The sequence below is a fragment of the Pseudoalteromonas sp. ESRF-bin5 genome, from assembly GCF_002632075.1.
Lineage (GTDB): Bacteria > Pseudomonadota > Gammaproteobacteria > Enterobacterales > Alteromonadaceae > Pseudoalteromonas > Pseudoalteromonas marina.
This window is the reverse complement of sequence record NZ_NTLW01000002.1, coordinates 1-1476: the sequence shown is the minus strand read 5'-3', so window position 1 is coordinate 1476 and position 1476 is coordinate 1. Positions and strand designations below refer to the sequence as shown.

Below are 1476 nucleotides of genomic sequence, written 5' to 3'. Positions count from 1 at the left end.
TTCGCCAGGTTTTATATGAAAATTAACTTTTTCGAGGGCACGATGCCCCCCTGGATAGGTTTTACTTACTTGCTGAAAATTTATCATTTTTTATTATGCCAACCTCATTAAAGTGTTAATGCAATTGGTATTCCTCGCAATTAAAAAGGGAGCAAGCTCCCTTCTTGGTAAATTAAGCGTCGTCCTCATCTTGGCTAAATAATGCATCGATAAAGTCATCGCTTTTAAACGAACGCAAATCATCAATACCTTCACCAACACCAATATAACGAATTGGAATGTTAAACTTATCAGCTACAGCAAAAATAACCCCACCTTTTGCTGTACCATCAAGTTTTGACAAAGTAATACCCGTTAAACCTACACATTGGTTAAACAAGTTTACTTGGCTAATCGCATTTTGCCCTGTACCTGCATCTATTGTTAGCATCACCTCGTGCGGTGCATCAGGATCTATTTTTTTCATTACACGAGCTATTTTCTCAAGCTCTTGCATCAAATTATCTTTATTTTGCAGACGACCCGCTGTATCAGCAATTAACACATCGACATTACGCGCTTTTGCGGCCTGAAAAGCATCAAATACCACCGATGCACTATCGGCTCCGGTATGCTGTGCTATAACTGGAATACTATTGCGCTCACCCCATACTTGAAGTTGTTCAACCGCAGCAGCTCTAAAAGTGTCACCCGCAGCAAGCATGACCGACTTACCTTCATTTTGAAATTGCTTAGCGAGCTTACCAATCGTAGTTGTTTTACCAACCCCATTTACGCCTACCATTAAAATCACAAACGGTTTTTTTTCTGCTGGTATTGTTAATGGCTGTTCAGCAGTCTTTAGCATCGCTGCCATTTCTTGCTTCATTAGCTCATATAAAGCATCACCATCCTTAAGCTGCTTTCTATTTGCACCGTCCGTTAGTCTATCGATTAACTTCATGGTGGTATCTACGCCTAAATCAGCCGTCAATAATTGAGTTTCAAGCTCTTCAAAAAGGTCATCATCTATTTTTTTACCACTAAAAATAGAGGAAAATCCTGCGCCAATATTAACGCGGGTTTTTAGTAATCCTTTTTTAAGACGTGAAAAAAAGCCTTCTTTCTTAGGCTTTTCTTCTTTCTTAGCTTGCTCTGCTGCAACACGTTCTTGTTCTAAGCGCTGCACTTCGGCTTGCTCTGCTGCAATACGTTCTTGTTCTAAGCGCTGCACTTCGGCTTGCTCTGCTGCAGCACGTTCTAGCTCTATGCGCTGCGCTTCTGCTTGCTGTGCTGCAATACGTTCTTGCTCTATGCGCTGTGCTTCTGCTTGCTGTGCTGCAATACGTTCTTGCTCTAAACGCTGGGCCTCTGCTTGCTCTGCTGCAGCACGTTCTTGTTCTATGCGCTGCGCTTCTGCTTGCTGTGCTGCAGCACGTTCTAGCTCTATGCGCTGCGCTTCTGCTTGCTGTGCTGCAATACGTTCTTGCTCTATGC

1 protein-coding gene and 1 pseudogene are annotated in these 1476 nt (G+C 42.7%); both read right to left on the bottom strand.

The window, feature by feature from the left end; all coding sequences use genetic code 11:
• A pseudogene (locus BCG07_RS00025) lies at window positions 1-87 on the bottom strand (cell division ATP-binding protein FtsE); the annotation flags it as partial.
• Between the two features lie 85 nt (window positions 88-172).
• Window positions 173-1476, bottom strand: a 1304-nt coding sequence (ftsY, locus tag BCG07_RS00020) for a signal recognition particle-docking protein FtsY (RefSeq protein WP_286887890.1), incomplete at its 5' end; no start/stop codon positions are given.